Source organism: Xanthobacter sp. AM11 (assembly GCF_047444035.1).
GTDB lineage: Bacteria > Pseudomonadota > Alphaproteobacteria > Rhizobiales > Xanthobacteraceae > Xanthobacter.
The window spans coordinates 182,418-207,211 of record NZ_JBLAOA010000002.1 but is presented as its reverse complement, the minus strand read 5'-3'; the positions used below and the strand labels follow the sequence as shown (position 1 = coordinate 207,211).

General features: G+C 64.7%; 21 protein-coding genes and 7 pseudogenes. 15 read left to right on the top strand and 13 right to left on the bottom strand.

Translation table 11 applies throughout. The features are described 5' to 3' along the window. From ACI7BZ_RS22080 to ACI7BZ_RS22065, 4 genes and pseudogenes are all read left to right on the top strand, one after another. The coding region (locus ACI7BZ_RS22080; RefSeq protein ID WP_414119313.1) for a BID domain-containing protein at positions 1–1,472 on the top strand (1,472 nt) is incomplete at its 5' end. Between the two features lie 14 nt (positions 1,473–1,486). Next, on the top strand, positions 1,487–1,744 hold the full coding sequence (locus tag ACI7BZ_RS22075) for a hypothetical protein (RefSeq protein WP_282642214.1): 258 nt from the start codon (positions 1,487–1,489) through the stop codon (positions 1,742–1,744). A gap of 2 nt (positions 1,745–1,746) precedes the next feature. Next, positions 1,747–1,962, top strand: a complete 216-nt coding sequence (locus ACI7BZ_RS22070; RefSeq protein ID WP_282642213.1) for a zeta toxin family protein — start codon at positions 1,747–1,749, stop codon at positions 1,960–1,962. Next, positions 1,923–2,320, top strand: a pseudogene (locus ACI7BZ_RS22065) (transposase family protein); the annotation flags it as partial. The gene ACI7BZ_RS22070 and the pseudogene ACI7BZ_RS22065, both read left to right, overlap by 40 nt. Before the next feature lie 128 nt (positions 2,321–2,448). Here the strand turns inward: ACI7BZ_RS22065 and ACI7BZ_RS22060 are convergent. Continuing rightward, positions 2,449–2,769 carry an integration host factor subunit alpha gene (locus ACI7BZ_RS22060; RefSeq protein ID WP_282642211.1) on the bottom strand — a complete coding sequence of 107 codons (321 nt, stop codon included), beginning with the start codon at positions 2,767–2,769 and terminating at the stop codon, positions 2,449–2,451. 143 nt (positions 2,770–2,912) lie between these two features. Here ACI7BZ_RS22060 and ACI7BZ_RS22055 point away from each other — a divergent pair, with 143 nt between their 5' ends. The 5 genes and pseudogenes from ACI7BZ_RS22055 (at position 2,913) to tnpC (ending at position 6,141) form a co-directional block, all read left to right on the top strand. Further along, a complete protein-coding gene (locus ACI7BZ_RS22055) occupies positions 2,913–3,323 on the top strand; it encodes an antitoxin MazE family protein (RefSeq protein ID WP_349237858.1) in 411 nt (136 codons plus the stop codon). After that, positions 3,320–3,673 (top strand): type II toxin-antitoxin system PemK/MazF family toxin, encoded by a 354-nt coding sequence (locus tag ACI7BZ_RS22050; protein WP_282642209.1) that lies wholly within the window; start codon positions 3,320–3,322, stop codon positions 3,671–3,673. The genes ACI7BZ_RS22055 and ACI7BZ_RS22050 overlap by 4 nt, the downstream gene beginning before the upstream one ends. A gap of 111 nt (positions 3,674–3,784) precedes the next feature. Then, the gene (gene tnpA, locus ACI7BZ_RS22045) at positions 3,785–4,225 is read left to right on the top strand and encodes an IS66-like element accessory protein TnpA (RefSeq protein WP_282642208.1); all 441 of its coding nucleotides are present in this window, start codon (positions 3,785–3,787) and stop codon (positions 4,223–4,225) included. After that, positions 4,222–4,618, top strand: a pseudogene (tnpB, locus tag ACI7BZ_RS22040) (IS66 family insertion sequence element accessory protein TnpB). The gene tnpA and the pseudogene tnpB overlap by 4 nt, the downstream one beginning before the upstream one ends. 2 nt (positions 4,619–4,620) lie before the next feature. Then, entirely contained in the window at positions 4,621–6,141 is a 1,521-nt protein-coding gene (tnpC, locus tag ACI7BZ_RS22035) for an IS66 family transposase (RefSeq protein WP_349237857.1), read from the top strand. On the opposite strand, the gene ACI7BZ_RS22030 is transcribed toward tnpC, so the two are convergent. From ACI7BZ_RS22030 to ACI7BZ_RS22020, 3 genes are read right to left on the bottom strand one after another with little or no spacing between them, the layout of a single operon-like run. Then, on the bottom strand, positions 6,040–7,050 hold the full coding sequence (locus ACI7BZ_RS22030; protein WP_282642206.1) for a tyrosine-type recombinase/integrase: 1,011 nt from the start codon (positions 7,048–7,050) through the stop codon (positions 6,040–6,042). The two genes, tnpC and ACI7BZ_RS22030, sit on opposite strands and share 102 nt — an antisense overlap. Beyond that, a complete protein-coding gene (locus ACI7BZ_RS22025; protein ID WP_282642205.1) occupies positions 7,043–8,005 on the bottom strand; it encodes a tyrosine-type recombinase/integrase in 963 nt (320 codons plus the stop codon). Before ACI7BZ_RS22025 ends, ACI7BZ_RS22030 begins: the two co-directional genes overlap by 8 nt. Then, positions 8,002–9,240: a tyrosine-type recombinase/integrase gene (locus ACI7BZ_RS22020; RefSeq protein WP_282890676.1), complete on the bottom strand. Its 1,239-nt coding sequence runs from the start codon at positions 9,238–9,240 to the stop codon at positions 8,002–8,004. The genes ACI7BZ_RS22025 and ACI7BZ_RS22020 overlap by 4 nt, the downstream gene beginning before the upstream one ends. Before the next feature lie 162 nt (positions 9,241–9,402). On the opposite strand from ACI7BZ_RS22020, the pseudogene ACI7BZ_RS22015 reads away from it, so the two are divergent. After that, positions 9,403–9,633: pseudogene (locus ACI7BZ_RS22015) on the top strand (transposase domain-containing protein); the annotation flags it as partial. A 4-nt stretch (positions 9,634–9,637) separates the two neighbouring features. Here the strand turns inward: ACI7BZ_RS22015 and ACI7BZ_RS22010 are convergent. The 7 genes and pseudogenes from ACI7BZ_RS22010 to ACI7BZ_RS21980 form a co-directional block, all read right to left on the bottom strand. After that, positions 9,638–10,161, bottom strand: a pseudogene (locus ACI7BZ_RS22010) (transposase); the annotation flags it as partial. Positions 10,162–10,215: 54 nt separating this feature from the next. Further along, positions 10,216–10,872: pseudogene (locus tag ACI7BZ_RS22005) on the bottom strand (IS1595 family transposase); the annotation flags it as partial. 192 nt (positions 10,873–11,064) lie between these two features. After that, positions 11,065–11,377: pseudogene (locus ACI7BZ_RS22000) on the bottom strand (IS3 family transposase); the annotation flags it as partial. Between the two features lie 20 nt (positions 11,378–11,397). After that, entirely contained in the window at positions 11,398–11,943 is a 546-nt protein-coding gene (ahpD, locus tag ACI7BZ_RS21995; RefSeq protein ID WP_282642453.1) for an alkylhydroperoxidase, AhpD family, read from the bottom strand. Positions 11,944–11,962: 19 nt separating this feature from the next. Continuing rightward, positions 11,963–12,517 (bottom strand): peroxiredoxin, encoded by a 555-nt coding sequence (locus ACI7BZ_RS21990; protein ID WP_282642454.1) that lies wholly within the window; start codon positions 12,515–12,517, stop codon positions 11,963–11,965. A gap of 1,098 nt (positions 12,518–13,615) precedes the next feature. After that, a complete protein-coding gene (locus ACI7BZ_RS21985) occupies positions 13,616–14,044 on the bottom strand; it encodes a GFA family protein (RefSeq protein WP_282642455.1) in 429 nt (142 codons plus the stop codon). A 112-nt stretch (positions 14,045–14,156) separates the two neighbouring features. Further along, positions 14,157–14,993 carry an IS5 family transposase gene (locus tag ACI7BZ_RS21980; protein WP_282642456.1) on the bottom strand — a complete coding sequence of 279 codons (837 nt, stop codon included), beginning with the start codon at positions 14,991–14,993 and terminating at the stop codon, positions 14,157–14,159. A 183-nt stretch (positions 14,994–15,176) separates the two neighbouring features. Between ACI7BZ_RS21980 and ACI7BZ_RS21975 the strand changes: the two are divergent. From ACI7BZ_RS21975 to ACI7BZ_RS21955, 5 genes and pseudogenes are all read left to right on the top strand, one after another. Next, positions 15,177–15,470 (top strand): annotated as a pseudogene (locus ACI7BZ_RS21975) (transposase); the annotation flags it as partial. A 497-nt stretch (positions 15,471–15,967) separates the two neighbouring features. Further along, complete coding sequence (locus ACI7BZ_RS21970; protein ID WP_282642457.1) at positions 15,968–18,061, top strand: 4Fe-4S binding protein; 2,094 nt, start codon at positions 15,968–15,970, stop codon at positions 18,059–18,061. Then, complete coding sequence (locus tag ACI7BZ_RS21965) at positions 18,058–19,041, top strand: FAD:protein FMN transferase (RefSeq protein ID WP_282642458.1); 984 nt, start codon at positions 18,058–18,060, stop codon at positions 19,039–19,041. Before ACI7BZ_RS21970 ends, ACI7BZ_RS21965 begins: the two co-directional genes overlap by 4 nt. A gap of 458 nt (positions 19,042–19,499) precedes the next feature. Continuing rightward, on the top strand, positions 19,500–20,690 hold the full coding sequence (locus ACI7BZ_RS21960; protein WP_282641308.1) for an FIST signal transduction protein: 1,191 nt from the start codon (positions 19,500–19,502) through the stop codon (positions 20,688–20,690). 6 nt (positions 20,691–20,696) lie between these two features. Beyond that, positions 20,697–22,079 carry an ATP-binding protein gene (locus tag ACI7BZ_RS21955; RefSeq protein WP_414119310.1) on the top strand — a complete coding sequence of 461 codons (1,383 nt, stop codon included), beginning with the start codon at positions 20,697–20,699 and terminating at the stop codon, positions 22,077–22,079. Positions 22,080–22,138: 59 nt separating this feature from the next. On the opposite strand, the gene ACI7BZ_RS21950 is transcribed toward ACI7BZ_RS21955, so the two are convergent. Both ACI7BZ_RS21950 and ACI7BZ_RS21945 read right to left on the bottom strand, forming a co-directional pair. After that, a complete protein-coding gene (locus ACI7BZ_RS21950) occupies positions 22,139–22,813 on the bottom strand; it encodes a response regulator transcription factor (protein ID WP_282641310.1) in 675 nt (224 codons plus the stop codon). A gap of 88 nt (positions 22,814–22,901) precedes the next feature. Further along, on the bottom strand, positions 22,902–24,677 hold the full coding sequence (locus tag ACI7BZ_RS21945; RefSeq protein ID WP_282641311.1) for a PQQ-dependent methanol/ethanol family dehydrogenase: 1,776 nt from the start codon (positions 24,675–24,677) through the stop codon (positions 22,902–22,904). Positions 24,678–24,794 lie beyond the last annotated feature (117 nt).

The following is a 24,794-nucleotide window of genomic DNA, read 5'->3' as shown; positions in this document are numbered from 1 at the left end:
GGGAAGGGGCGCTCAGGCCGGTGCTGGAGCGGATCTATCGCGATCCGGATGCCGCGATGGCGAAGCTCCACGATCTGGCCACGTCGCCGAAGGCCGACTCGCGGGCGCTCGGCGCGGCCATCGCCCGGAGCCCGGAGCAGCTTGGCACGCTGCGCGGCAGCGATCATCTCCGCGATGGCGTGGGCCGGCGCGAGCGCGCCGGTGCGCTGGAGGCTGTTGTGGAACAGCTGGTGCCGCTGGCCCGCGGCCACGCTGCGGCGTTCAAGAAAAGCGCGGCATCCTTCGAGATCCGCGAGGAGCGGCGGCGCGCCTCCATGACGATGTCGGTGCCCGCCCTCTCGGAGAAGGCGTTGGCACGGCTCGGCGAGATCGAGACCGTGCGCGTGCAGGGTGGGCCGGACGCCTACAAGGCGGCCTCTGCCCTGGCCGCCGAGGACCGTGCGGTCGTGCAGGAGGTCAAGGCCGCCGCCGAGGCCTTGACCGCGCGCTTTGGCTGGAGCGCCTTCACCGAAAAAGCCGACGCCATCGCGGAGCGCAACATGGCCGTTCGCATGCCAGAGGACATGGACCCGCAGAAGCGGGCGGAGCTGAAGACCCTGTTCGAGTCGGTGCACAGGTTCGCCGGCGCGCAGCACCAGGCGGAGCGGCAGGATCGCTCGCGCATCGTCGCGCCGGCGCCGTATGCTGGCGAGGCAGCGGCCACCAGTCCGCCCATGCTGGCCGCGGCGACCGAGTTCCGGCAGCCGGTGGAGGACGAGGCGCGGCGGCGGGCCTTGGACAGCGCTCATTATCGGCAGCAGCGGGCAGGGCTCGGGGCGATCGCGACGCGCATCTGGCGGGATCCGGCGGCCGCCGTCGGGAAGATCGAGGACCTCATCGTCAAAGGCTTCGCGGCCGGGCGCATCGCCGCGGCCATTGCCAATGCGCCCGACGCTTATGGCACCGTCCGCGGCTCGGGGAGAATGATGGACCGCCTGCTCGCCACGGGCCGCGAGCGCAAGGAGGCCCTTGCCGCGCTCCCCGCCGCGGCGGCGGAGCTGCGGACCCTCGGCTCGGCCTATGTCGGGGCGATGGAGACCGAGCGCGCGGCGATCGCCGAGGAGCGGCGGCTGATGGCGATCGCCATTCCGGGTCTCTCCCGGCCGGCGCATCAGGCCCTGGAGCGATTGAGCGCCGAGGCGAAGACGAATGCGCGCGGCCTGAACGCCATGGTTCTTGAGCTCGAGCCGAAGATCCGGGAGGAATTCGCCGCCGTGAGCAAGGCCCTCGACGTGCGCTTTGGACGAAATGCAATCGCGCGCGGAGAGACGGACGCCGTGCGGCGCGTGCCGCCGGCGCAGCGGGATGCTTTTGAGGCGCTGCGTCCCGCGCTGCGCGTCCTGCAGCAGTCGGTCCGGATCGACGCCGGCGAGAAGATCCTGTCCGAGCGGCGGATACGGACGATCAATCAAACTCGAGGATTAACCAAGTAGGGACGGGGAAGGCCATGGACCGAGAAACGCCGCACGACGCGGTCCTGCGCACCGAGGTCGCGCTCGAGATCCTCAACCAGGCGCGCGCCATCGTCACGAGCCGGATCCACGACCTCGAGGCGGAGGATCCGGAGGCCGCCGAGGCGCTGCGCGTCCGCCGGCGCACCCTCGTCGAGCTCCAGCACTGCCTCCGGGTGGAGGACTGCGAGGCCGTCATCGCCACCTGGGGCCCCTGGGTCAGGGACGAGAGCCTGTTCTGGCGGGAGTTCTGACCATGTCGTCGGACGCGATCGCCGGTCAGCTGTCGCCCGAGCGGAACGAAGAGATCTTCCGCCGCGACATCATGCGCGACTACCTGCCCGACAAGCTCGCGTCTGTCGCGCGCCCGCGCCTGATCCTCCTCGGAGGCCAGCCGGGGTCGGGCAAGACCGCCGTGCTGACGGCGGATTCGTGCTGGACGATGTCAGCAGCGACAGCACGGGCACGCTGATTGCGGTTCGCGCGGTTGGCAAGGCGAGTTCGTGCCCGGGATGCGGGAGAACGTCGGAGCGGATACACAGTCGCTATCATCGGCATCTGGCGGATCTGCCGATGGCGGGCAAACCGGTTCGGCTCGTCGTCCGGGCGCGGCGTTTCCACTGCGACACGGTGCTCTGCGGCTGCGCGTCTTTGCGGAGCGCTTCGACGATAAGGTTTTGGCGCCGTGGGCGCGGCGGACCGCCCGGCTCGACCACATCGTCCACCACCTGGGGCTGGCGCTGGGTGGACGGCCCGCGGCGAGCTTTGCCCGCAGGCTGATGCTGCCGGTCAGCAATGACATCCTGCTGCGGGTGGTGCGGCGCCGCGGCCATGCGAGGAGGCATAGGCTTGGATCGAGAGCGTGGTGTGTCTTCTGAAAAGGAGCTTCTTCGCAGTAGGTTTTGAACGAAAGCTGCAGTTCCTTCCGGCCACACCGCCGTGCCTGAAGGAGTTCGTATCAATCCTCGTCGGCCGCCTCGTCCGAAGGTGTGCCGTTGATGCGGTGCTTGAGGATGCTCGACGGCTTGAAGACCATCACTCGGCGCGGCTCGATGGGCACTTCCTGCCCGGTCTTGGGATTGCGGCCGATGCGCTGACCCTTCTCGCGGACGACGAAGGAGCCAAAGGACGACAATTTCACTGTCTCGCCGCGGGCGAGGCAGTCGGCGATCTCCTTCAGGACGATTTCGACGAACCGGGCGGACTCGATGCGAGACAGTCCCACCTGTTGATAGACCGCCTCACACAGATCCATCCGCGTTATGGTCCGACCGGCCATTTGTCCTCCAGCCCCAGAAAACTCACGCAACTCCGCAACCCACCACCCCGGGGGGCACCAGACCCCGATCGATTTCAGCGGAGCAGGACCCATGGATATGAGGACAAACGCCACGCTTTTGCGCGCCCCTGTATCGGTGAGCAATGTTCCTCGCAAACGAGCTATGCACACGCGGGAAGGTCAATGCAAAGGTGCCTAAAACGGCAGGGCGGCGGGCGGCCATTTGCGTTCTCGTCGATGGTGCAGTTCGAACCACTCCGCATCGAAAGCGCTGGTTGCAGGCGGGCCTTCCTGCTAGGTTACATGTAACCATGGCGAGGTCCAACCACGTGCCCACGGCATCGACGCCCAAGTCCTCCCGCGTGAAGGTCCGGGATTATCGCGCCCGTCTGCGGTCCCAGGGCTTGCGGCCCATCCAGATCTGGGTGCCCGATGTGCGCGCACCGTCCTTCCGGTCGGAGGCGCATCGCCAGTCGCTGGCCGTTGCGACGAGCCCTCATGCCGGTGGGGATCAGGCCTTCATCGATGCGGTATCGGATTGGGGTGATGAATGAGGCGCGGCGACATCTGGACCGTCGCCGGCGGCAAGGACTATGCGGGCAAGCCGCGTCCCGTCGTCATCGTGCAGGATGATACCTTTGACGCCACGGATTCGATCACCATCTGCGCCTTCACCACCGACGAGACCGAGGCACCACTGTTTCGTCTTCCCGTGGCGCCCAACGCGCGCAACGGGCTCAGGACCACGTGCCGCCTGATGGTGGACAAGATCACCACCGTCCCGAAATCCAAGGTCGGGACGCGCATCGGGCGCCTGGACGATGAGGATGTCCTGCGCCTCAACCGGGCCATCGTGGTCTTCCTCGGATTGGCCGCAACTTCTGGGGCGAAGCGGCGGTCATAGAACCGGCGTGAGCAGTCCTCTCCCGCTACAGCTTCGTAAGCGGCGTCCTGACCCCACTTTTCGTCGGCGCGGCTGAGGGGGTGATGTTCCGAGCCTGGAGGGCTTGGGCATATGACGATTTCAGAGCTTACGCTTAAATCGAGCGCCGAAGAGCCGGTCCGGCGGTTCGAGGTTTTCACCGGAGTGGGGCGCCGCCGGGAGTGGGCTCCCGAGGACAAGGCGCGGATTGTCGCCGAGAGCCTCGAGCCTGGTGCCACGGTGAGTGCCGTAGCGAGGCGCCATGCATTGTCGCCGCAGCAGTTGTTCACGTGGCGCCGGGAGGCGCGTAAGGCGAGCGAGATGATCCCGGCGTTCGTGCCGGCCGTGGTCGCGCCGGAACCGGCTCCCGCATCTGAGCCGTCCGCCCCACCGTCACAGCCGAAGCGGCGTGGCCGGCAACGCCGGGCGGCGGCCATCGAGGTTGACGTCGCCGGGGTCAGGGTGAGGATCGAGAACGGGGCCTCGCCGGCCACCATCGCGGCGGTGATCGGCGCGCTGAAGGCCAGATCATGATCGGCCCGACCGGCGCGGTCCGGGTCATGGTGGCGACCCGGCCTGTGGACTTCCGCAAGGGGGCGGAGGGCCTCGCGGCACTGGTGCGTGAGACCATGGGCGCCGATCCGTTCTCCGGCACCGTGTACGTGTTCCGGGCCAAGCGACCCGACCGGGTGAAGCTGGTGTTCTGGGACGGCACCGGGGTTGTGCTGGTGGCGAAGCGGCTGGAGGACGGTGCGTTCCGCTGGCCGAAGATCACCGACGGCATCTTGCAGCTGACATCGGCCCAGCTCCAGGCCTTGCTCGAGGGGCTCGACTGGCGGCGGGTGCACGAGGCACAGCGTACGACGACCCCGGTCGCCGCCAGTTGAAGAGGCTCACCGGCTCCCGGCGAATATGATTCTATCTTGATCATGGCCTCGCTCTCCACCGAGCTTCCCCGCGATCCCGAGACGCTCCAGGCGATGCTGATCGCGCGGGACGCGGAGATCGAGCGCTTGCGCCAGATCATCAAGGAGTTGCAGCGCCACCGCTTCGGCCGGCGGGCGGAGAGCCTGCCCGAGGACCAGTTGCTGCTGGCGCTGGAAGAGGCCGAGCAGGTCGAGGCCGCCGGCTTCGCCGCGTCCGAGGAGAAGGGGCCGGCCGAGAAGGCGGAGCGGGTCGCGAAGCGCCGTGCGAACCGCGGGGCTCTGCCCGCCCATCTGCCGCGGATCGAGACCGTGGTCGATATCGAGAGCGACATCTGCCCGTGCTGTTCCGGCAAGCTGCACCGCATCGGCGAGGATGTGGCCGAGCGGCTCGACATGGTGCCCGCCCAGTTCCGCGTCCTGGCGGTGCGGCGGCCGAAATATGCGTGCCGCTCCTGCGCGGACGTGGTGGTGCAGGCCCCGGCGCCGGCACGGCTGATCGAGGGCGGCCTGCCGACGGAGGCAACCGTCGCCCATGTCCTCGTCTCGAAATACGCCGACCATCTGCCCCTGTACCGCCAGGCCCAGATCTATGCACGGCAGGGCATCGCGCTCGACCGCTCGACGCTGGCGGACTGGGTCGGGCGGGCGGCCTTCCTGCTGCGGCCCGTGCATGACCGGCTGCTGGCGGTGCTGAAGACCTCGCCCAAGCTGTTCGCCGACGAGACCACGGCGCCGGTGCTGGATCCCGGCCGCGGCCGGACCAAGACCGGGCAGCTCTTCGCCTATGCCCGAGATGACCGGCTCTGGGTCGGCGCCGATCCGCCCGCCGTCGCTTATGTCTATGCTCCGGACCGCAAGGGCGAGCGGCCCGTCGCCCACCTCGACGGCTTCAGCGGCATCCTGCAGGTCGATGGCTATGGTGGCTACAAGGCACTGGCCGGACGCAACGCCGTGAACCTGGCGTTCTGCTGGGCGCATGCGCGGCGGCGCTTCTACGAGCTTGCCCAGAGCGGTCCCGCGCCGATCGCCAGCGAGGCCCTGCAACGCATCGCCGAACTCTACCACGTCGAGGCTGCGATCCGCGGCCGGACCCCGGATGAGCGCCGGGCCGCGCGCCAGGAGAAGAGCAGGCCGATCATCAACGCCCTCGAGCCGTGGCTGCGGGCGAAGCTGGCGTTGATCAGCCAGAAGACCAAGCTCGCCGAGGCGATCCGCTACGCCCTCTCGCGTTGGCAGGGGCTGACCCTGTTCCTCGACGACGGCCGTGTCGAGCTGGACAACAACATCGTCGAGCGGTCGATCCGGCCCCTGGCGCTGACCCGAAATTATGCGCAGCACCTGATTATGCGCAGTTCACCTGCGGAAAGCGCCTGCGGGACTTATTCATCGACGACTTCTCGCGCGCGACGAACTGCGCATAATTCAAAGGCTTTGAAGGAACTGCATCAGTTGGTCGGGGGGACGATACCTCCCGGGGCGCGCTCCGATTGGCTGCAACCGATTGAGGGCGCGCTCCTTCATTGAGAGATCGGCATCGAAGTACATGTGCGTCGTGGCGGGGCTCTCGTGGCCCAGCCAGAGGGCGATCACGGTGATGTCGACGCCCGACTGAAGGAGATGCATCGCCGTGGTGTGGCGGATAGTATGCGGCGATATTGATCGGTGCGCGAGTTGGGGGTGTCGTTCTGCAGCAGCCGAGACAGCGAGGTCGAGACGCTGGGTAACATTCGATCGGGCCATCCTTCCTCCGCCCCGGTTCGGAAACAGGAACTTGTCATCACCGGCGTTCTCCATCTGGCGCTTCCAGGCCCGGATCAGCGATGCGGTTGATCGCCAAAGCGGCACGCTTCGTTCTTTGCGCCCCTTGCCGTGCAGGTGCGCGACCGAGGAGCCGTCGATGACGACGTTACCGACGCGCAAGCCTATGGCCTCCGACACTCGTGCACCGGTGTTGTACATCAGGCTGAAAAGTGCTCGATCTCGCTGGCCCGCCCACGTTCGAGGATCCGGCGCCTCGAGGATCGCCTGCATCTCTTGGCGTGACAAAAACCCAAGCACGGGTCTGTCAAACCTCTTCATCGGGATGGCCAGCGCCTGCTCGATCACGTGGAGCGCGGTAAGATCGTGGTGGGCGGCATACTTCAGGAAGGACCGAAGCGCCGCCAAACGGGCGTTGCGGCTGCGCGCGCCGTTGTTGCGCTCCTTCTCAAGATGATCGAGGAAGCTCAGGATCAGTCTGGCGTCGAGATCGACCAACGCCAATGCGGCCGGCGACTTGCTGATCTTGACTTCGGCGAAGCTTAGCAGCAGTCGGAACGTGTCGCGGTAAGCGGCGATCGTTCGGGGGCTGACGGCTCGCTGGCGGCCCAGATGCTCGACGAAGAAGCGCTGGAGCAAGGTGGAGAAGGACGGCGTCGGGATCGGATCAGGCATGGTGATCCCCTCCGACGCCTGCCGCGAAGAGCTCGAAGCGCTTGCCCGTGACCGCCATGAGGTCCGGGATGCCCGTCAGATACCAATAGGTATCGGACACCTTGGCATGGCCGACATAGGTCGAGAGCGCAGCCATGGCGTTGTCGATATCGGCCCCATGCTCATGCCAAAGCTGGACGCGGCGGCAGATGAAGGTGTGGCGCAGGTCGTGGATGCGCGCCTGGGCGTAGGCGCCGCGCGCCGTCCAGGCGAGTTCGGCTCTCAGCTTCTGGAACACCCAATGGATGGTCCGCGTCGGCAGCGGCCCGCCCGACGACGAGAGGAATAGAAATGAGTCCTGGTTGGTGGCGCCGTGACGCGCCCGCACGGCCATGTAGCGATCCAATGCCGCCACCGCGGTCGCGTGCATGGGCACGTGTCTGGACTTACGAAACTTCGTGTTCCGGACCGTCAGGACGCCCTGACCGAGATCGACGTTACCACATTGCAGGTGGAGCGCTTCCGAAAGGCGCAGGCCGGTGGCGGCGATCAACCCGAAAATCGTCTCGTAGGTGGCTGGTCGCAATCCACCATACGGGGCAAGGCGCCTGGCGGCGGCGAGGAGATCGCAGATCTCCTGCTCCGAGTAGATGTGTGGCGCCAGGCGACGATGGGAGCGGCCAAAGATTGCCGTCTGCGGGAACTCGGTGGCTGGATCGAGCCGCGTCAGATACCTGGCGAATGGTCGAAGGACATCCAGGCGTCGCGCCCAGGAAAACGGCGCGGCGTGCTTCGCCTGACCTTGCACCCAATCCAGTGTGATGCGGGTCGTCAGCGGGCCGGTATGGGCCGCCTCGTCGACGAAGCGGGCGAATGCGGTGATCTGGTCGCCCGGAATCCGCAGGTCGAACCCCAAGGCGCGGCGCTCGGTCAGGTAATCCTCGGCCAGTGAGAGCATAGTGCGCACCTCGGTCATGACGCGCTCCCCGGCCAGGGCAAGGCGACGGCGGTGAGCCGGTTCAGATCGACCTTGGCGTAGATCGCCGACGTATCGAGGCAGCGGTGCCGCAGGACGTCAGCGATATCCTTCATCGGCGCGCCGGTGCGCAGCAGCCGGCTGGCCATGCTGTGCCGGAGAATGTGAACCCCTGTGCGGGTCCATCCGCATCTTCGGTAGCCTGCCACAACCGCTCGCTTGACGGCGCCCTTCTCAATCGGCTCATCGTACGGGGCGACGTGGCGGACAAATATGGCCCGGTTCAATGTCTGGGGCCGCTCCTTACGCAGATGGGCGGCGATCGCGCTGCCGGTCGCAGCGGGCAAGGGAAGGACATCGGCGCGCCGACTCTTGGTTCCGACGAGGGTGATCGTGCCGTCGGCCCAGTTGATGTCTTCGAGGCGTAGCTTGACGACCTCGCTGCTTCGCAGGCCGAGATCGATCAAACACCGCACCATCGCATAAGCTCGCCGGCGCGACGGAAAGGATTGATTGAACGATCGCAGCAGTTCGTCGATCTCGGCGTCGGTGAGCACTTCCGGCAAGGACGCCAATCGCCAGTGGGCCGCCCGCGGAATGGCGGCCGCCAGTTCGCTGACCCGATCGCCGGACATGCTGCGGAACCAGCCAATGGCGCCGCCGATCACGCCGATGGAGCCAGCGCTGCGCCCCTGCTCGCCGATAACAAAACGCCGGACGGATGCGGCACCGATCGTCGACATCGTGATCGGCTGATCGCCGAAATGCGCGAGCAGAAACTCGCCGACAACCCGACCGCGCCGCCGGCGGGTGGTGTCTGCCAGGCCCCAGACATCATGCATGTGGGCGTCGAAACGCGCCAACTCTTGCGAAACGACGGAGTCCAAGGCCGGATCTAGCGTCCCTACGCCATCGGCCCGCAACACTTCCAACAACCGGGCGAGTGCGGCTCGCAACTCGTGGCGCAATCGGCGGACCGGATAGGGGCAAGCGCAAGCCGGCATATGCTCCGACAGAAAGCAGGCGACGACGGCCTCGCCGATTGCGTTCAGACCGTACCGCTCCCCGGTCAGCCAATGGGCGAAGTGCGCAACGCAGCACAAATAAATGCGCTGGGTGCTTGGGGCATACCGCCCGCGGCGCAGGTGTGCCCCATATCGCGAAACATAGGGCTGAAGAACGCTATCCTCCAGCCAAGCGCGGGGCTGCGGCTGGACGACGATCTCCTTGGACATGTTGACCTCCTGTCAGGCTGAACCAGCCCGGAAGGAGATCAGGATTATGTACAGAGCGGAACCGTATGAGCGCCCGCCTTCGCCCAGCCCAGCCACGGAAAACGCGGCGCGCCCCGCGACGAACTGCGCATAATCAGGTGCTGCGCATAATTCCTTTTATGGAGACCTCTGCATAAAAGGAAGAATGCGCTCTTCGCCGGCTCCGACGGCGGCGCCGAGCACTGGGCCGTCATCGCCTCACTCGTCGAGACATGCAAGCTCAACGGCGTCGACCCCCAGGCCTACCTCGCGGACGTCATCACTCGCATCGTCAACGGCCATCCAAACAGCCGCATCGACGACCTCATGCCATGGGCCTATCCGGCACGGCTCGCCCTCAGCGCCGTGGCCTGAAGACGACGGTCTTACCGTTCACCGGCCACCCGGCGGCGTGCAGCAAGGCCGTGATCCGGCGATAGCCATAGCGTCCGTACCGGGTGGCGAGTTTGACGATGTCCGCGGTCAGGGCCGCCTCGTCGGCACGGCTCACCGGCACCTTGCGTTGGGTCGATCGATGTTGCCCCAGAACCCGGCACGCCAGCCGTTCCGACACGCCGAGCTTGCTCACGACGTGTTCGACGCAGCGACGGCGCCGGGCGGGGCTCAGAAGTTTCCCGCCGCAGCTTCCTTCAGGATCAGCTTCTCGAGCGTCAGATCCGAGACAGCCTTGCACAGCCGCTCGTTCTCCTTCTCGAGTTCCTTCAGCCGCTTGACCTGGTCGCTCTTCAGCCCGCCAAACTCCTTGCGCCAGCGGTAATACGTGAACGCCGTCACCCCGATCGCCCGGATCGCTTCGGCAACGGATCGCCCCTGCGACACCAGAACGTCAACCTGCCGAAGCTTCCCGACGATCTCTTCCGGCTTGTGCTTCTTCTGCGCCATTGCGCCATCCTCCAAAGGCCCGAAAGCCTACTTCACGGAGGACCACTTTTCAGGGGGCAGGCCAGCCCAGCCGTCGGTCTTGGCAGTGGCGCCGGCGGCGAGGTTTGCGGCAAGGAAGGCGTGCAGGCTGCGGGCGGAGAAGTCCGGGATCTGCGCCAGGCGGATGCGGCCTGGGCCGCCATTGGGGCCGCCGTCACCGACCTCGACGGCGCCGGCGATGAGCAGCTTGCCCTGGTGGCTGCGGCCACCGCCGCCGGCCGGCGGGTCGTCCTTGGTGCGGCAGGCGATCGTGGCCTCGTCGACCTCGACCAGGCCGGCCAGGGGCGAGCGCTCGGGCGCGACCATGGCGCGGCGCAGCTTGGCGCACAGCAGCCAGGCGCTCTTGTAGGAGCCGCGGCCGAGCTGCCTCTGGACCTGCAGGGCCGAGCTGCCGTTGGAGTGGGTGGCCATCAGGTAGGCGGCCCAGAACCAGACGGTGAGCGCCAGCTTGGAGCCGCGCATCATGGTGCCGGCCGTCACCGAGGTCTGCTTGCGGCAGTCGGCGCACTCGTGGGTGTGCGCCTTGGTCGCCAGCGCCCAGCCCCGGGTACTGCCGCAGGTCGGGCACACGAATCCCTCCGGCCAGCGCAGGTGTCGCAGGTAGGCGGCACAGGCCGCCTCGTCGGGAAAGCGCCGCTGGAACTCCAGCAGCGAGCGGGGGAAGTCGGTCATCGCTGGACACTCCGAGGCTGTGATGTTCGCGGTATGTTCTACCACGCGCCTCGCGCCGCGTCACCACATCTGGTGGCGCCGGAGCTTCAGGGATAAGCCTTATGTGCATATAATTGGCTACTGTAGGCGCGGCAATGCTGTGTTCCTTTGCTGCCCACGCCCAAACGAATTTTTCATTCTATGCAGGAAAAGTTAGGTGATTGTGCCCCGAGAAAGTGGACGTGGTTCAGGCGCACTGCATTCCTTCTTGGCCGGACTGATGTAGCCGAGCTCTGAGTGCAGCCGACGGGGATTGTAGAAGCTTTTATTGTAGCCGAACAGGTCCCGTCGCACCTCGCGCCCTGGTGGCATAGATGCAATGACAGACCCGCTCGGTTTTCAGGGTATGGAAGAAGCTCTACAGGGGCGCATTGTCCCAGCAATCCCTGTTGCGCGCCTCTTGGACGGCGTGATGCCCGAGGGCGGCCAAAGCCACACGTAAACCTCGGGCGGCGTATCGGATGCCGACTGGTGGATCAGTCCAGCTTATTTGACAGTGACGGGAAACTCCTCCCGGGAAGCTTCCAGCGCCACGGCGGTGGAGGCGACGATGGCGCCGATACGCACCGCCGCGTGGATCTGCACCTCCAGAACGCCCGCGTCGCGCAGCACCTTCTCGTGGGAATCGATGCAGCGCCCGCAGCCGTTCATGGCGGAGACCGCCAGCGACCATAGCTCGAAGTCGGGCTTGTCCACCCCCGGATTGCCGATGACGCTCATGCGCAGCTTGGCGGGGAGCGTCTCGTAAGCCTTGTTGGAGGCGAGGTGAGTGAAGCGGTAGTAGACATTGTTCATGGCCATGATGGCCGCCGCCGCCTTGGCAGCATCCATGGCGGCGGGCGAGAGGTGAGGGGCAGCCTCCGCCTCTAGCGCACTCGCCACCGTGGGGCTGCGGGTCGTGATCCCGCACGCCACTAACAGCCCGTAAAGCTGCTGGGGCGTAAGGCTCTCCTCGCGAGTCAGCGTGGAGAGGTTCAGTTTCACGTCCTTGGCGAAGACGGGAATCCGGTCCTTGAGGGCGTCAATGGACATCCCGTCGGTCCCTTCTGGCTCAGGCCACCTTCAGCACGTCACCGCCGACTTCGCGGTTGCAGGGGCACAACTCGTCGGTCTGCAGAGCGTCGAGAACGCGCAGCGTGTCCTTTGGGTTGCGGCCCACGTTCAGATTGGTAGCGTAGACGTGCTGGATCACGCTGTCCGGATCGATGACGAAGGTGCAGCGATAAGCCACGCCATCAGGAGAGCGCACTCCGAGGCCGTCGATGAGCGAGCCATTGGTGTCGGCGAACGACCAAATCGGGAGCCTGTTGAGGTCCTTGTGGTCGCGGCGCCAGGCGAGCTTCACGAACTCGTTGTCGGTGGAGCCGCCGAGCACGACCGTGTCGCGATCCTCGAAGTCCTTGGCGAGGCGGGAGAACTCCGCGATCTCGGTGGGGCACACGAAGGTGAAATCCTTCGGATAGAAGAAGATCACCTTCCACTTGCCGGGGAAGCTCGCCTCGGTGATCGTCTCGAAGGCCGACTGCCCATTCTCCTCATGGACGTTGAAGCCGGGCTTCACGCCGACTACCGAGAAAGCAGGAAGGGTGCTACCGATACCGAGCATGGAGTCGTCTCTCCCAAGTTAAAGACCTCAGACATTGAAATTTTACCATTGTGCGTCGAGCTTGTCAGATTTTTCGGATCCAACGATGTGTTCCAAATTCTCGAATGGAGAATCAACGCTAATCTTATTGGAAGATTTTTTCTAACGCTAGAAAGTCGACACGTCAATCTACTGGCTTCCCGAGCGGCAAGTTCTATTTTACCGCAAAATGGCTGGAGTTTGGATCTGTGCGCCCTCGCCGGCGTTTTGCCGGCGCGACGGCAAGTTCCGGCCAAGGTCGCGCTCAGCTTCCTGCGGCTCCGACGCAGGGAACCTGTCCCGGGTGGATGAGGTTGAGGCCGCAGTCGGCGAAGGCGATGGTCTGTTTGCCGCACGTCGCAGATCCAGAAAACGCTATCCTATGGTTCAAGCTGCCCCGTGATCGACCTGTGCCGTTGTCGATAGAGGTCCTTGCCGTAGGCGAAGGGCCGCTTGCGGCTCCTGGTTGAAGGGATGCTGGGGGCGATGCCTTGGCGGGGAGCGCGTCTCGGAGCCAGACGCTGTCATAGCTCCGGTCAGCGATCAGGCTTCTGGCCGCAGGCAGGGCGTCGAAGACAAGGCGAAACGCCTTGTGGTCGTTCATCTGGCCTTCCGACAGCAGCATCACGATCAGGGACCCTCGCCATCGCAGACGGTGTGGGGTTTGGAGTTAAGCACGCCCATTTTGCGCCCGATATGGCTGGGTATAGCCCCTTTTGAGCTGGCTTGCCGCCGTGCGATGAGCTTAGGGTACGCGGCATCGATCATGATGTGTTCCGGCTTCGGCCCTTCGCCTGCGAGCGCCGCGAAGTTCCTGTCGAGGACGCCGAGCCGGCTCCAACGGATGAAGCGGTACAGAGGGTCTTGTGCGGACCGTAGCCTTCGGCGCATCCTTCCACCGGTGGCCATGCCAGATGACGCACTCGATGCCGCTGACCACCCGGCGATCGTCGACCCGCAGCACCCCGTGGGACTAAGGGGAGACGGCGCGATCCGCTCCATCTGCCGTTCGCTCAGCAGGAACAAATCATTCATCACTACTAGCCGAGATGAAACACTTATATTCGGGAGAAAATCACATTACTCGCCTATCGTCTCACCGGTGCCACCAAGCTCGGCTGGAAAATCCTTTAACTTCGGCAACCCATCCTTCATTGGCAACACAGTCTCGGCATAATTCACATGCACGCTGGGTTTGAATTCAAGGTCAGGGAGTGTAGCTGCGTAGACGTCCATGAGCCCGAAACCGGGATGCATCGTCATCAAATGCCCGCCGCATCTACGGCAATATTTACGTTCGCTGGCCGGAGTTTGGGCGTAGGTGGCAATCTCCGTCTCGCCATGCGTCACCTTCACCGCGTCCGGCGTCCAGAGGGTGAAGGCATTCACCGGTCCCGCCGACCAGGAGCGGCAGGAACCGCAATGACAATAGCCCATCGCTTCTGGTGCACCAGTGACCTCTAGCGTCACTGCACCACAGAAACACGCGCCTCTATAAGTCTGCGACATGAGTTTCCTCGCTTATTTTGGGCCTGGATGGTGACGATGGGTGGACGGAAAGTCAACAATGTCCCGGAGTGAATCGGGTAAGTTGGCTGACCTAAGAGCCGGATTCAAAAGTTCACACGTTTTGGCAATGTCTTGCGATGCGTCGCGTGAGCATGCGGATGCTGGCGATGTGAGCGAATGCGGTCGCGCTCTCGATGGATTTCTCCCAGTTCTTTGCGAGGCGGCGGCAGCGTCCGAGCCATGCGAATGTCCGCTCGACCACCCAGCGGCGTGGCAGGACGACGAAGCCCTTGGCCGTATCGGAGCGCTTGACGATCTCGATGGTCCAGCAGCCATGGCCGCGCATGGCGCCCTTGAGCTTGTCGCCGGCATAGCCGCCGTCGGCGAAGACGTGGCGCAGCCATGGATGGCGGAACCGGACCGCCTTGAGCAGGTCGGGAGCGCCGTCGCGATCCTGAATATCGGCCCGGTGAACCCGCACAAAGATCAGGAAGCCGAGCGTGTCGGTGATGATGTGGCGCTTGCGCCCTTTGATCTTCTTGCCCGCGTCATATCCGCAAACCCCGCCGCTTTCGGTGGTCTTGACGCTCTGGCTGTCGATGATGCCGGCGGTGGGCTGGGCGTGCTTGCCTGCGAGCTCGCGCGCCGTCATCACCAGAAGCTGGTTGATCGTCGCCAGAAGGCCGCTGTCGCGCCAAGCATAGAAATAGCCGCGCACGGTCGAAACCGGCGGAAACTCCCCCGGCAGCATGCGCCATGGGCAGCCGCTCGAGGCGATGAACAGGATCGCTTCCATGACATTGCGCATCGCCGTCGTACGCGGCCGCCCGCCGTGCCTGGGACCGGGGATCAGCGGCGCGACGACAGCCCATTCCCGGTCCGTCAGATCACTTGGAAAACGCAGACGGTCACGGTTATGCTCGGCGCGAGAGATATCGGTCCAGGCCATCAGAAACCCCATTTGATTCAACACCAAACGGGAAGCACAACCTGCTGATATCGCTCAACTCCTTTTAAATCGGCCTCTAAGCGGGCGTTTGAGACGGATTGAACGAACCCGCCGTCGCGGGAGTGGAGAGTGAGCGGTTAGCATTACAGTTGCATTTTGGCTTTCAAATGCGCTCGTCGAGCGGCCGCCTACCCGGGCGCTCCCGACCTCACCCACGACCCCCGCGTGGTCGGCAAAATGGCCGCCCATATCGAGCTGCCTTGGGTCCATCGAGTGTTCTCCAACCTCAAGACCTGGGCACTCGGCGTCTACCACGGCCTGCGACCCCAGCACCTGCAAGCCTACCTCGACGAGTTCGTGTTCCGGTTCAACCGCCGCCGGACCCGACACGCCGCCTTCCGCTCCATCCTCGCCATCGGCGTCGCCATCACGCCCGCAACCTACGAGATGTTGATAGCATCGGAGACTCAGGGATGAGCCTTATGCACATATCAGAACTCTTTCATTTGCGCAATTTTTGCCCCGCTCGCTGCGGGCGCGCCTTGGATCGGCGGGCAAATATACGGCACAGCTTCTCGCGAGGTGATGCGTATGACCCAAACACGGAATTTTGCCGCCGCCCGGGAGAGGGCGCCACATTGCGCCCTGCTGCGCGTTTCGGTTGCCTTTCTGGCAGGCTCTCGGGTCTGGTGGCGCCGGGTGTTGAGAGACCAAGATTGCCGACCGGCCGCGCGCAACGGTCCGGCCTTTCAGCTCTTGGCCTTGCCTTGCCAACCAATGCGCACCCTGCCGGGGCGGGCGAACTCCTCGTTCAGATAAAGTTCTGATATGACGAACAAAAAAGCGCGCCGCAACGCTTGCCACGTAATCGTAGACCGGCTGAATCTGGTCGAAAAGCCGACCCAAAGTACCGTTGCGGAGATAGCTGTCACCTTAGCATACTTTCAAGAAATAGGACTCAGGGAGATTTGCTTATGGCCGCTGCCGAGATGCTCGGCGTGTTGCGGAGCCTGTTGTCGCTCGTGCTGGCGCTTGTTGCAGCCGCCAGTGCCAGCCAAGCGGGAGAGCTGAGCCGTGAGGAACTCGTCGCCAAGTTCTCGCCGCCCTTCGTGCTCGGTGAGCGGGATGCGGACCTGCCCATCTATCCCATCTTCAGTACCGAAGGTACCCAGGATCGGCTGGTCGGCTACATCTTCGAGAGCGCGGACCTTGCGCCCATTCCGGGCTTCTCAGGCACACCACCCAACCTTCTCATCACCCTCGGCGTTGAGGGCACCTTCCAGCGGGTTTCCGTCATCTCTCAGCATGAGCCGGTGTTCGTTGATGGGCTGGGGCCGGAGCCGCTCGACCGGTTCGTAGAGCAATATGCGGGCAAATCCCTGGCGCAGAACGTGAAGGTCGGGCCGCCGGGCGGCGGCGTGCCGCGGGATGGCGCCAATGCCCGCATCGACGGGGTCGCCAAGGCAACCGCGTCAGTCCGCATCATCAACGAAAGCGTGCTGGCGGCGGCGTTGGCGGCGGCGCGCGCCAAGCTCGGGGGGGGTGGGCTACCCCATGCGGCGGCCACCGTCCGGCCGGAGAAGGTGACCGAGGATTTCGCCGGCCTCCAAAAGGCGGGGCTCGTGGTGCATCTCAAGCTGACCGAAGGCGAGGTGGAGAAGGCCTTCGCGGGGTCCGAGGTGGCCGGCACAGACCCCGAGGCCCTGGCCCATCTCAATGCGACCTTCGTCGATATCCACGTCGCTTATCTCAACATTCCCACCGTGGGGCAGAACCTCCTCGGCCCGGCTCAGGCAGCCCACCTCGCCGAGCGGCTGGACGGCGGCCATGCGCTCATCGTCTGGATGGGCGGGCGGTGGAAGCCATTTGGCGAGGCTTTTGTCCACGGTGCCACCCCGGATATGATCGCCCTCACCCAGGGGAGACTGGCGCTCGACCTGCGCGATGCCGTCTATGACGAACCCCTCGCGCTCAAGGACACGCCGAAGGCGCCCTTCGTCATCCTGCGCATCTTCGGTAGCGCAGGCTTCGACCCCGCCGATCCTTTCAAGATCAGCTTCCATGTTACCCGGAAAAAGGGGCAGATCTACCCCGTCCACGTTACCCGCGATTTCGCGCTCGATGTCCACTTCCCAGAAAAGTGGTTCCAGCGGGAGGAGACTGACGAGGTCAAAGGCTGGCGCGGCCTTTGGAAAGACAGGAGGCGGGACCTGGCGGTCCTTGGCGGCGCGCTCGCGCTGCTCGGCGGGGTCCTGGCGTTCCAGCCCGCAACCATGCGTCGTAAGCGGCTGGTGACCGGCTTCCGTTGGGGATTCCTCACGTTCTGCCTAGTGGTGATCGGCTGGATTTATCAGGCGCAGCTCTCCATCGTGACGCTGGCCGGCCTCGTGAAGTCCGCGATCGTCACACGCGACCTCACCTTCCTGCTGTGGGATCCGCCGAGCCTCGTCCTATGGGGCGTGGCGATCGTCACCGCCGTGATTTGGGGTCGTGGTACCTTCTGCGGCTGGCTGTGCCCCTTCGGCGCCCTGCAGGAGCTAGTGGAGCGCATCGCGCGGCCTATCGGCCTGCGGCAGGTGCGGATGCCGCCCTCTCTCGACCGGCGGCTGCGCGGGCTGAAATTTGTGGTGCTCGCCGGATTCATCGCAGTGGCGGTCTTCGCGCCGGCGAAGGCCGAGATGGCGGCGGAGGTGGAGCCGTTCAAGACGGCCATCACGCTGGTGTTCCAGCGAGCCTGGCCGGCGGTGCTCTACGCGGGGCTGCTGCTCGTGGCCAACCTGTTCGTTTTCAAGGCATTCTGTCGTTGGTTCTGTCCCCTCGGCGCCTTAATGGCGCTGCTCGGGCTGCTGCGCCGGTTCGACTGGATTGCCCGCCGTGTGGAATGTGGCTCTCCCTGTCGGCTCTGTGAGCGCCGATGCCGCTACGGCGCCATCGAGCGCTCGGGCGCCGTTCAATATTCCGAGTGCTTCCAATGCATGGAGTGCGTGGTGATCTACGAGGACCTGAAAACATGCGTCCCGTTGGTGCTGGCCGCCCGATCCACCAAACGCGAGGAGAATACCCGATGACCACCCGCAGGTCGGTGGTGGCCGGATTGATCGGCCTTGCCGCCGCGAGCCTCTCTGGCCGATCAACCGAGACGCGGGCGGAGCCCCGCATCGCGCGGCGGCGCCCGGCCGTCGCCTTCGGCACGACGGTCTCGCTCACCCTCGTGGGTCCGCACGTGCCGGAGATCGAGGCGGCCTTCGTGTCCTGCTTCCGCGCCCTGCGCGAGGTGGAGAAGGCCGCTAATCTGTTCGATCCCACCTCGGAGATCAGCCGCCTGAATGCCGCTGGACGGCTGGAGGCGCCTTCGGATGACCTTTCGACCCTCATCCGGTTCTCTCTTCATCTTGCCGAAGTGAGCGGCGGGGCGTTCGATCCCACGGTGCAGCCGCTCTGGTGCGCCTGGCACGACGCCGCTCGCCAGGGCCGCCTGCCGGGCGAGGCGGCGCTCAGGGCGGCGCGCGAGAAGGTGGACCACCGCGCGGTGCGTCTAACGAATGGAGCCGTCGTGCTCGATCGCCCGGGGATGGCGCTCACCCTCAATGCGCTGGCCCAGGGCCTTGCTGCCGATCGCGTCTGCGCGGCGGCAGCAGCCTCGGGGCTGACCGATGCCTTCATCGATACGGGCGAGATCGGCGCCCTCGGCCACGCGGCCGACCGGCATCCGTGGCGCGTGGGCATCGCCCATCCCCGCAAGGCCGCGACGCTGACGGGCATGTGCGATCTCGGCCCGCAGCGGTTTCTCGCCACCTCGGGCGACATGAAATGCGCGTGGACCCCCGACTTCGCCGAGCATCACATTGTCGAGCCCTGGTCGGGCCACAGCCCTAAAGGGCTGTCCGAGGTGGTGGTGGAGGCGGCTTCCGGCCTGACCGCAGACGGTCTTGCCACCGCCTTGATGGTTACTGGTACGGCGGGCGCCCGCCGCCTCCTGGCGCTGGACTCGACCGCAGGGGCGGTATTAATCGACAAGGGGGGAGCGGTGGAAACCTTTGGATTTTAGGAGCTTGAAGATTTCAAGGGCGGTTGACATGCCGTGTGAGCAGGGGCGGAACTGGGGCGGTGGCGACATCGGCACCGGTTCGGTAGTGGGTCAGTTTGAATTGAAGCCAGCGAAACTCCCTCTCCCGCCCGAACTCGGCTTTTGCCGAGTTCGGTTGCGACGAGCCGAAGCCGGAAACATCCGGCTTCGGCGCGGGGGAGGGTTGGGGAGGGGGCAAATCCTCTCCAACTGACGCCGATGGATCTGGAGGAAGCACCGGTTTCCCCCTCCCTGCCCTCCCCCGCAAGCGGGAGAGGGTTCTCCACCGCCCCCGGTCATCGCAACAGATTTTCAAACTGACCCACTACCACCGGTTCAATTTCCTTGCCTGCCTATGGCGCATCAGGGATAATTCCCTTTGGCTTCGGCCAACTAATAAGAATGGGCCGGCAAGATTGGCCCGCAATTGGGAGGAACGCATGGTGATGCTCACTCACCTGAGGGCGGAGAAGTGTGGCGCGTCCGTTCCGGTCGTATGGGATGGAGGTGTGGTTGCGGCTTGGTCCAATCGCGCCAACGGGCGCGACGCCATCGCTGAGATTGCGGGCGCGGCGCGGGTGCACGACGTCGGATTCCTGCTGATCTTCGCCTCGTCCTACTATGACCCCCGCGACATCGTCGACGGTCTTGCCGCCCACTTTCCAGATGTGCCTCACGCCGGTTGCTCAACAGCGGGGGAGATCGGGCCCACCGGCATCGCCGATCGCAGCCTTGTGGCCCTGGCCTTCCCCAAGGACGACTTCGACATCGCGTGTTCCTATTTCGAGACCACTGACGATTTCAGCGTCGAGCTGGTCGCCGAGCTGGTCGCCGAGCTCTGCCACCGCCTCGATCTCGACCGGACGGCGGAAGCGGGGCACGGGTTCGCGCTCACCCTTCTCGACGGCCTAGGCCGGCATGAGGAGCTGGTTCTTGCCGCTTTGCAGGGGGCGCTGGACGACATCCCGATGGTTGGCGGATCACTCGGCGATGACCTCGCCTTCACTTCAACTTTTGCCTTCTGCGACGGGCGCACCTTCCGCGGCGCGAACCTGGTGCTGCTGATTCGAACCGATCGCCCCTTCGAGCTCTTCAAGTCCGACCATTTCCTGCCGACCTCGAGCAAGCTGGTGGTGACCGCCTGCGATCCCGACCTTCGGGTGGTGACCGAACTCAATGCCGAGTCCGCATGGCTCGCCTTCGCCGAGGCCGCCCATGTCGATCCGGATGTCCGCATCGGCATAAACTTTGCGGCTCACCCCCTGCTGGTGCGGGTGGGGGGCGAATATTATTGCCGTTCGATCCAGAAACTGAACGATGACAACAGTTTGTCGTTCTATTGCGCAATCGATACCGGCGTGATCCTGACCGTCGCGAAGACGAAGGACATGGTCGCGACACTTGAGGAAACTCTGTCAAGTCTCGAAAACAGGCTCGGCGGGTTGGACTTCGTGCTGGGCTTCGACTGCATCCATCGCCGGCTCGAAGCGGAAAATCGCCAGATCGTCCATCAGATTTCAGACATCTTTAGGCGTTTCCGTGTGTTCGGTTTTAGCACTTACGGAGAGCAGTATAATGCCATGCACCTGAACCATACGTTCTCTGGAGTTGCATTCGGCCGCCGGCAATAGTGTGAGATGCGTCACTCCGCTCTCGATCCGGCATCTACTCCCGATCTGCAAGCGCGGATTGCCGAGCTTGAGCAGCGCGTCGCGAAGCTCGAGAAGATCAATTCGGTCCTGATCGATCGCGCAGAACGGGCGGTGGACAACGGCCAGGGAAGCGCCTTCTCCCTATTCCAGACCGCCATCGGCCTTGAGCGACAGGTGCGCGAGCGCACCTGTCAGCTCTCGCGGACGCTGCGCCGTCTGGAGCAGGTCAACGCCGAGCTCGCCGATGCGAAGAACTTGGCCGAGCGGGCGAGCCGCGCCAAGACGCGCTTCCTGGCCCAGGCGGGCCATGACCTGCTGCAGCCCCTCTACGCCGCGCGCCTCACCCTCTCGGCCCTCGACGAGGTCCAGACCAGTGACGAGGGGCACCGCCTGACGCTACGGGTCGAACGCGCGCTCTTCACCAGTGAAAGCCTGCTGAAGTCGCTGCTTGACATCTCCCAGCTCGATGCCGGCGTGGTGATCCCGCAGGTGAGCACGGTGGCGCTCGGGCAATTGCTGTCAGATCTTGCCAACGACTTCGCACCTATCGCCCATCTTCGCAATCTCGACCTCCGGGTGGTGCCATCCAGCGTCCACGTCTCCACCGATCCGCTGATGCTGAAGCGGATCCTGCAGAATCTCGTCTCAAATGCCCTGCGCTACACGGAGAAGGGGCGCGTGCTGGTGGGGGTCAGACACCGGCACGACTGGATCCGCATTGAGGTGATCGACACCGGCTCCGGCATCCCCAAAGACCAGCATTGCGCCATCTTCGACGAATTCCACCGCGGCAAGGGCGCGGCATCCGAACCGGAGGTGGTGGGGCTGGGGTTGGGCCTCTCCATTGTACAGCGCCTCATCCGCACCCTCGGGCACCGCCTGGCGCTGGAGTCGGAGGTGGGTAGGGGCTCGAAGTTCTCCGTGGAGCTACCGCGGACCGAAGGGTTGCCGCTGCCCCTCGCCCAGCCGTTCGAGGATCATCCAAGCCAGGGCAGGGGCCTGTCCGGCGCCCTTGTCGTGGTGATCGATAACGATTCGGCGGTGCGCGAGGCCACCGCGGAGCTCATCAAGCGCTGGGACTGCAAGGCGGTTCCCATCTGCGACCTGAGCGAGATGGAGGAGGTGGTCGCCCAGCGTGGCCGCGCACCCGATCTGCTGCTGGTGGATTACCATCTCGACCACGGCTCCGGCCTCGACGCCATTGCTGCTGTCCACGCAAGCTGCGGGGTCGATGTGCCGGCCATCGTCGTGACTGCTGACTACAGCGAGGAAACCGAGGCCCGTGTCGCTGCCGCCGGCATCGAGCTGCTGCGCAAGCCGGTCAAACCAGCCGAGCTGCGCGCGCTCATGGCCCATTTGCTGGAGTAGGCGCGGAAAGAAGACCCACCAGGTGCCGGCCTGCACCCCGAGCTTTGCGCCGGCGTCGTTCAGTGCTGGTGGCCAGCGTCCTCGTCGAGGATCTGATTGAAATTAATCTTGGACGTTTCGATTACCGCTTGGGTGCGCGAGAGGACGTTGAGCTTGCGCAGGATCCCGGAGATGTGCGCTTTCACCGTCGTCTCGCCCACGTCGAGTTCATGGGCGATCTCTTTGTTGAACTTGCCCTGCCGGAGCATTTGCAGCACTCGCATCTGCTGGGATGTCAGGCTGGAGAGCCGCGCTATAAGCTCCAAATTCTCCGGTCTGCCGGAGGATGTCGCCCCACTTTCGTACCCGTCCGGCAGATAGACGGACCCGCCGATGACTTTCTGCACCGCCTGGGCCAGTTCCGCCTTCTTCGCGGATTTCGAGGCAAAGCCGGAAATGCCATAGCTCAGCGCCTCGCGGACGACACCCTGGTCATCAAGGCCGGAGATCATCAAGATCGGCAGACGGGGAAATCGTGAGCGGATCATCAGGAGGCCGTCGAAACCCTTGGTTCCAGGCATCGAGAGATCGAGCAGCGCAAGATCATAGCCGCGCCGCTGGCCCGAAATCACCTCGATGGCGGCATCGACGCTGGCGGCCTCGTGCATCTCGGCCTTGGGATAGACCGACTGAATGACCAATTGGATCGCTTCACGGAACAGCGGATGGTCGTCGATGATTAGGAACTTGTGCATAGCGCCTGCTCCGGTGCGGCGCCGGAGCTTGTCCGGCGCCGCATTGACCCAATCGATCGCCTCCGCTAGGAAGCATTCTCGGCTACCCTCATTTCGCAGCAACGGTCTTCGGCAGCTTGAAGGCCCACATAGAGCCGCCCTGGCTGATGTTCTTGATCACCTTGGCGACCTCGCCACCCCAGAGCGGAACTGCGCCACCCCACCCGGAGACGACGCCGACCCATTGCTCGCCGTCCTGCTCCCAGGTGATTGGTGACCCAACAATACCGGAACCGGTGTTGAACTTCCACAATTCCTCGCCGGTCTTCGCATCGAACGCCTTGAGGTAGCCTTCCGGCGTGCCCATGAAGACGAGGCCGCCAGCGGTGGTCAGAACGCCGCCCCACAGGGGCGCCTTGTTCTTATACTCCCACTTGATCTCGCCGGTCGCCGGATCGATCGCCTTCAGCGAGCCGATGTGATCCTCGAAGATCGGCTTGATGGTGAAGCCGGCGCCAAGAAAGGCCGCGCCCTTCTTGTAGGTGATCGGCTCGTTCCAGATGTCCATACCCCATTCGTTGGACGGCACGTAGAACAGCCCCGTCTGCTTCGAATAGGCCATCGGCATCCAATTCTTGCCGCCGAGGAACGACGGCACCGAGAACACCGACTTGCCGGGCTTGCCGGGCTCGGCCTTGGAGGGATCGCCGGGGCGGCTTTCCTCATTGTAGATCGGCCGGCCGTCCGGGCCGATGCCCTTGGCCCAGGTAATCTGCTTTACGAACGGCGTCGCCGAGAGGAATTTGCCGTTGGTGCGGTCGAGCACGTAGAAGAAGCCGTTGCGATCGGCCGTGGCGCCCGCCTTGACGGTGGCGCCGTTCTTCTTGAGGTCGAACGAGATGAACTCGTTCACACCGTCGAAGTCCCAGCCGTCGTGGGGCGTGGTCTGGAAGGCCCATTTGATCTCGCCGGTGTCGGGATCAAGGGCAAGCCGCGACGCCGTCCAGCGGTTGTCGCCTGGACGGGTGTAGGAGTTCCACGGCGCCGGATTGCCGGTGCCGAAGAAGATCAGGTTGGTCTCCGGATCATAGGTGCCGCCGAGCCAGGTGGCGCCGCCGCCGGTCTTGTACATCTCGCCTGGCCAGGTCTCGCCCGCCTTGCCGGTCATGGTGGAGGGCTTGCCGTCCAGCAGGCCCACGAAGCCTTCGATCACCGGGCGCGACCAGACAAGCTCGCCGTTCTCAGGGTTACGCGCCTCAACGCGGCCCACCGCGCCAAACTCGCCGCCCGAGACCCCGGTTACTAGCAGCGGGCCGCGCTTGGAGGGGACGATCAGGGGCGCGGCGGTATAGGAATAGCCCGCCTCGAAATCGTCGATCTTCTTGCGCCACACCACCTTGCCGGTTTTGGCATCGAGCGCGACGAGCCGGGCGTCGAGCGTACCGAAGAATACCTTGTCGCCGAGAATCGCCGCGCCGCGGTTGACCACATCGCAGCAGGGCAGGATGCCCTCCGGCAGCCGGGCCTCGTACTCCCAGAGCTTCTCGCCTGTACGCGATTCGACCGCGAAGATGCGCGAGTAGGAGGCCGTGACGTAGATGGTGCCGTCATAGACGATCGGCTGGGCTTCCTGCCCGCGCTGCTTCTCGCCACCGAACGAGAACGCCCAGGCGGGAACGAGTCCCTTGATGTTGTTCCTGTTCAGCCTGTCGAGGGGAGAAAAGCGCTGGCCCTGGACTCCGAGGCCATTGGTGAGCACGCTCTTCGGATTGTCCTGATCCTTGAGCAAGTCGGCGATGGTCGGCCCCTCGGCGTGCACCCATCCGACGCCGGCCACGAGCGAAACTATGCTCAGGGCCGCGAGTGCGAATTTTCTGATCGTCATGGAATGCGTTCCTCCTGGTGCGTTTCTCTTCCCTGCCGCGGGCGAGCCCCTGTCCGGTGCGCCTCTCCGGGCGTTCATCGATAGCCTGACGATGATACGCGCCCTGCCGCACCGAGT

What these genes read in the sequence shown, in the direction of transcription:
- tnpC (WP_349237857.1), top strand. Translation starts at nt 4,621, where the DNA reads ATGGCCTCGCTCTCCACCGAGCTTCCCCGCGATCCCGAGACGCTCCAG.
- ACI7BZ_RS22075 (WP_282642214.1), top strand. Translation starts at nt 1,487, where the DNA reads ATGGACCGAGAAACGCCGCACGACGCGGTCCTGCGCACCGAGGTCGCG.
- ACI7BZ_RS22070 (WP_282642213.1), top strand. Translation starts at nt 1,747, where the DNA reads ATGTCGTCGGACGCGATCGCCGGTCAGCTGTCGCCCGAGCGGAACGAA.
- ACI7BZ_RS22025 (WP_282642205.1), bottom strand. Translation starts at nt 8,005, where the DNA reads ATGACCGAGGTGCGCACTATGCTCTCACTGGCCGAGGATTACCTGACC.
- tnpA (WP_282642208.1), top strand. Translation starts at nt 3,785, where the DNA reads ATGACGATTTCAGAGCTTACGCTTAAATCGAGCGCCGAAGAGCCGGTC.
- ACI7BZ_RS21955 (WP_414119310.1), top strand. Translation starts at nt 20,697, where the DNA reads ATGCGTCACTCCGCTCTCGATCCGGCATCTACTCCCGATCTGCAAGCG.
- ACI7BZ_RS21970 (WP_282642457.1), top strand. Translation starts at nt 15,968, where the DNA reads ATGGCCGCTGCCGAGATGCTCGGCGTGTTGCGGAGCCTGTTGTCGCTC.
- ACI7BZ_RS21950 (WP_282641310.1), bottom strand. Translation starts at nt 22,813, where the DNA reads ATGCACAAGTTCCTAATCATCGACGACCATCCGCTGTTCCGTGAAGCG.
- ACI7BZ_RS22030 (WP_282642206.1), bottom strand. Translation starts at nt 7,050, where the DNA reads ATGCCTGATCCGATCCCGACGCCGTCCTTCTCCACCTTGCTCCAGCGC.
- ACI7BZ_RS21980 (WP_282642456.1), bottom strand. Translation starts at nt 14,993, where the DNA reads ATGGCCTGGACCGATATCTCTCGCGCCGAGCATAACCGTGACCGTCTG.
- ACI7BZ_RS21965 (WP_282642458.1), top strand. Translation starts at nt 18,058, where the DNA reads ATGACCACCCGCAGGTCGGTGGTGGCCGGATTGATCGGCCTTGCCGCC.
- ACI7BZ_RS21960 (WP_282641308.1), top strand. Translation starts at nt 19,500, where the DNA reads ATGGTGATGCTCACTCACCTGAGGGCGGAGAAGTGTGGCGCGTCCGTT.
- ACI7BZ_RS22020 (WP_282890676.1), bottom strand. Translation starts at nt 9,240, where the DNA reads ATGTCCAAGGAGATCGTCGTCCAGCCGCAGCCCCGCGCTTGGCTGGAG.
- ACI7BZ_RS22055 (WP_349237858.1), top strand. Translation starts at nt 2,913, where the DNA reads ATGTTCCTCGCAAACGAGCTATGCACACGCGGGAAGGTCAATGCAAAG.
- ACI7BZ_RS21945 (WP_282641311.1), bottom strand. Translation starts at nt 24,677, where the DNA reads ATGACGATCAGAAAATTCGCACTCGCGGCCCTGAGCATAGTTTCGCTC.
- ACI7BZ_RS22050 (WP_282642209.1), top strand. Translation starts at nt 3,320, where the DNA reads ATGAGGCGCGGCGACATCTGGACCGTCGCCGGCGGCAAGGACTATGCG.
- ACI7BZ_RS22060 (WP_282642211.1), bottom strand. Translation starts at nt 2,769, where the DNA reads ATGGCCGGTCGGACCATAACGCGGATGGATCTGTGTGAGGCGGTCTAT.
- ahpD (WP_282642453.1), bottom strand. Translation starts at nt 11,943, where the DNA reads ATGTCCATTGACGCCCTCAAGGACCGGATTCCCGTCTTCGCCAAGGAC.
- ACI7BZ_RS21985 (WP_282642455.1), bottom strand. Translation starts at nt 14,044, where the DNA reads ATGTCGCAGACTTATAGAGGCGCGTGTTTCTGTGGTGCAGTGACGCTA.
- ACI7BZ_RS21990 (WP_282642454.1), bottom strand. Translation starts at nt 12,517, where the DNA reads ATGCTCGGTATCGGTAGCACCCTTCCTGCTTTCTCGGTAGTCGGCGTG.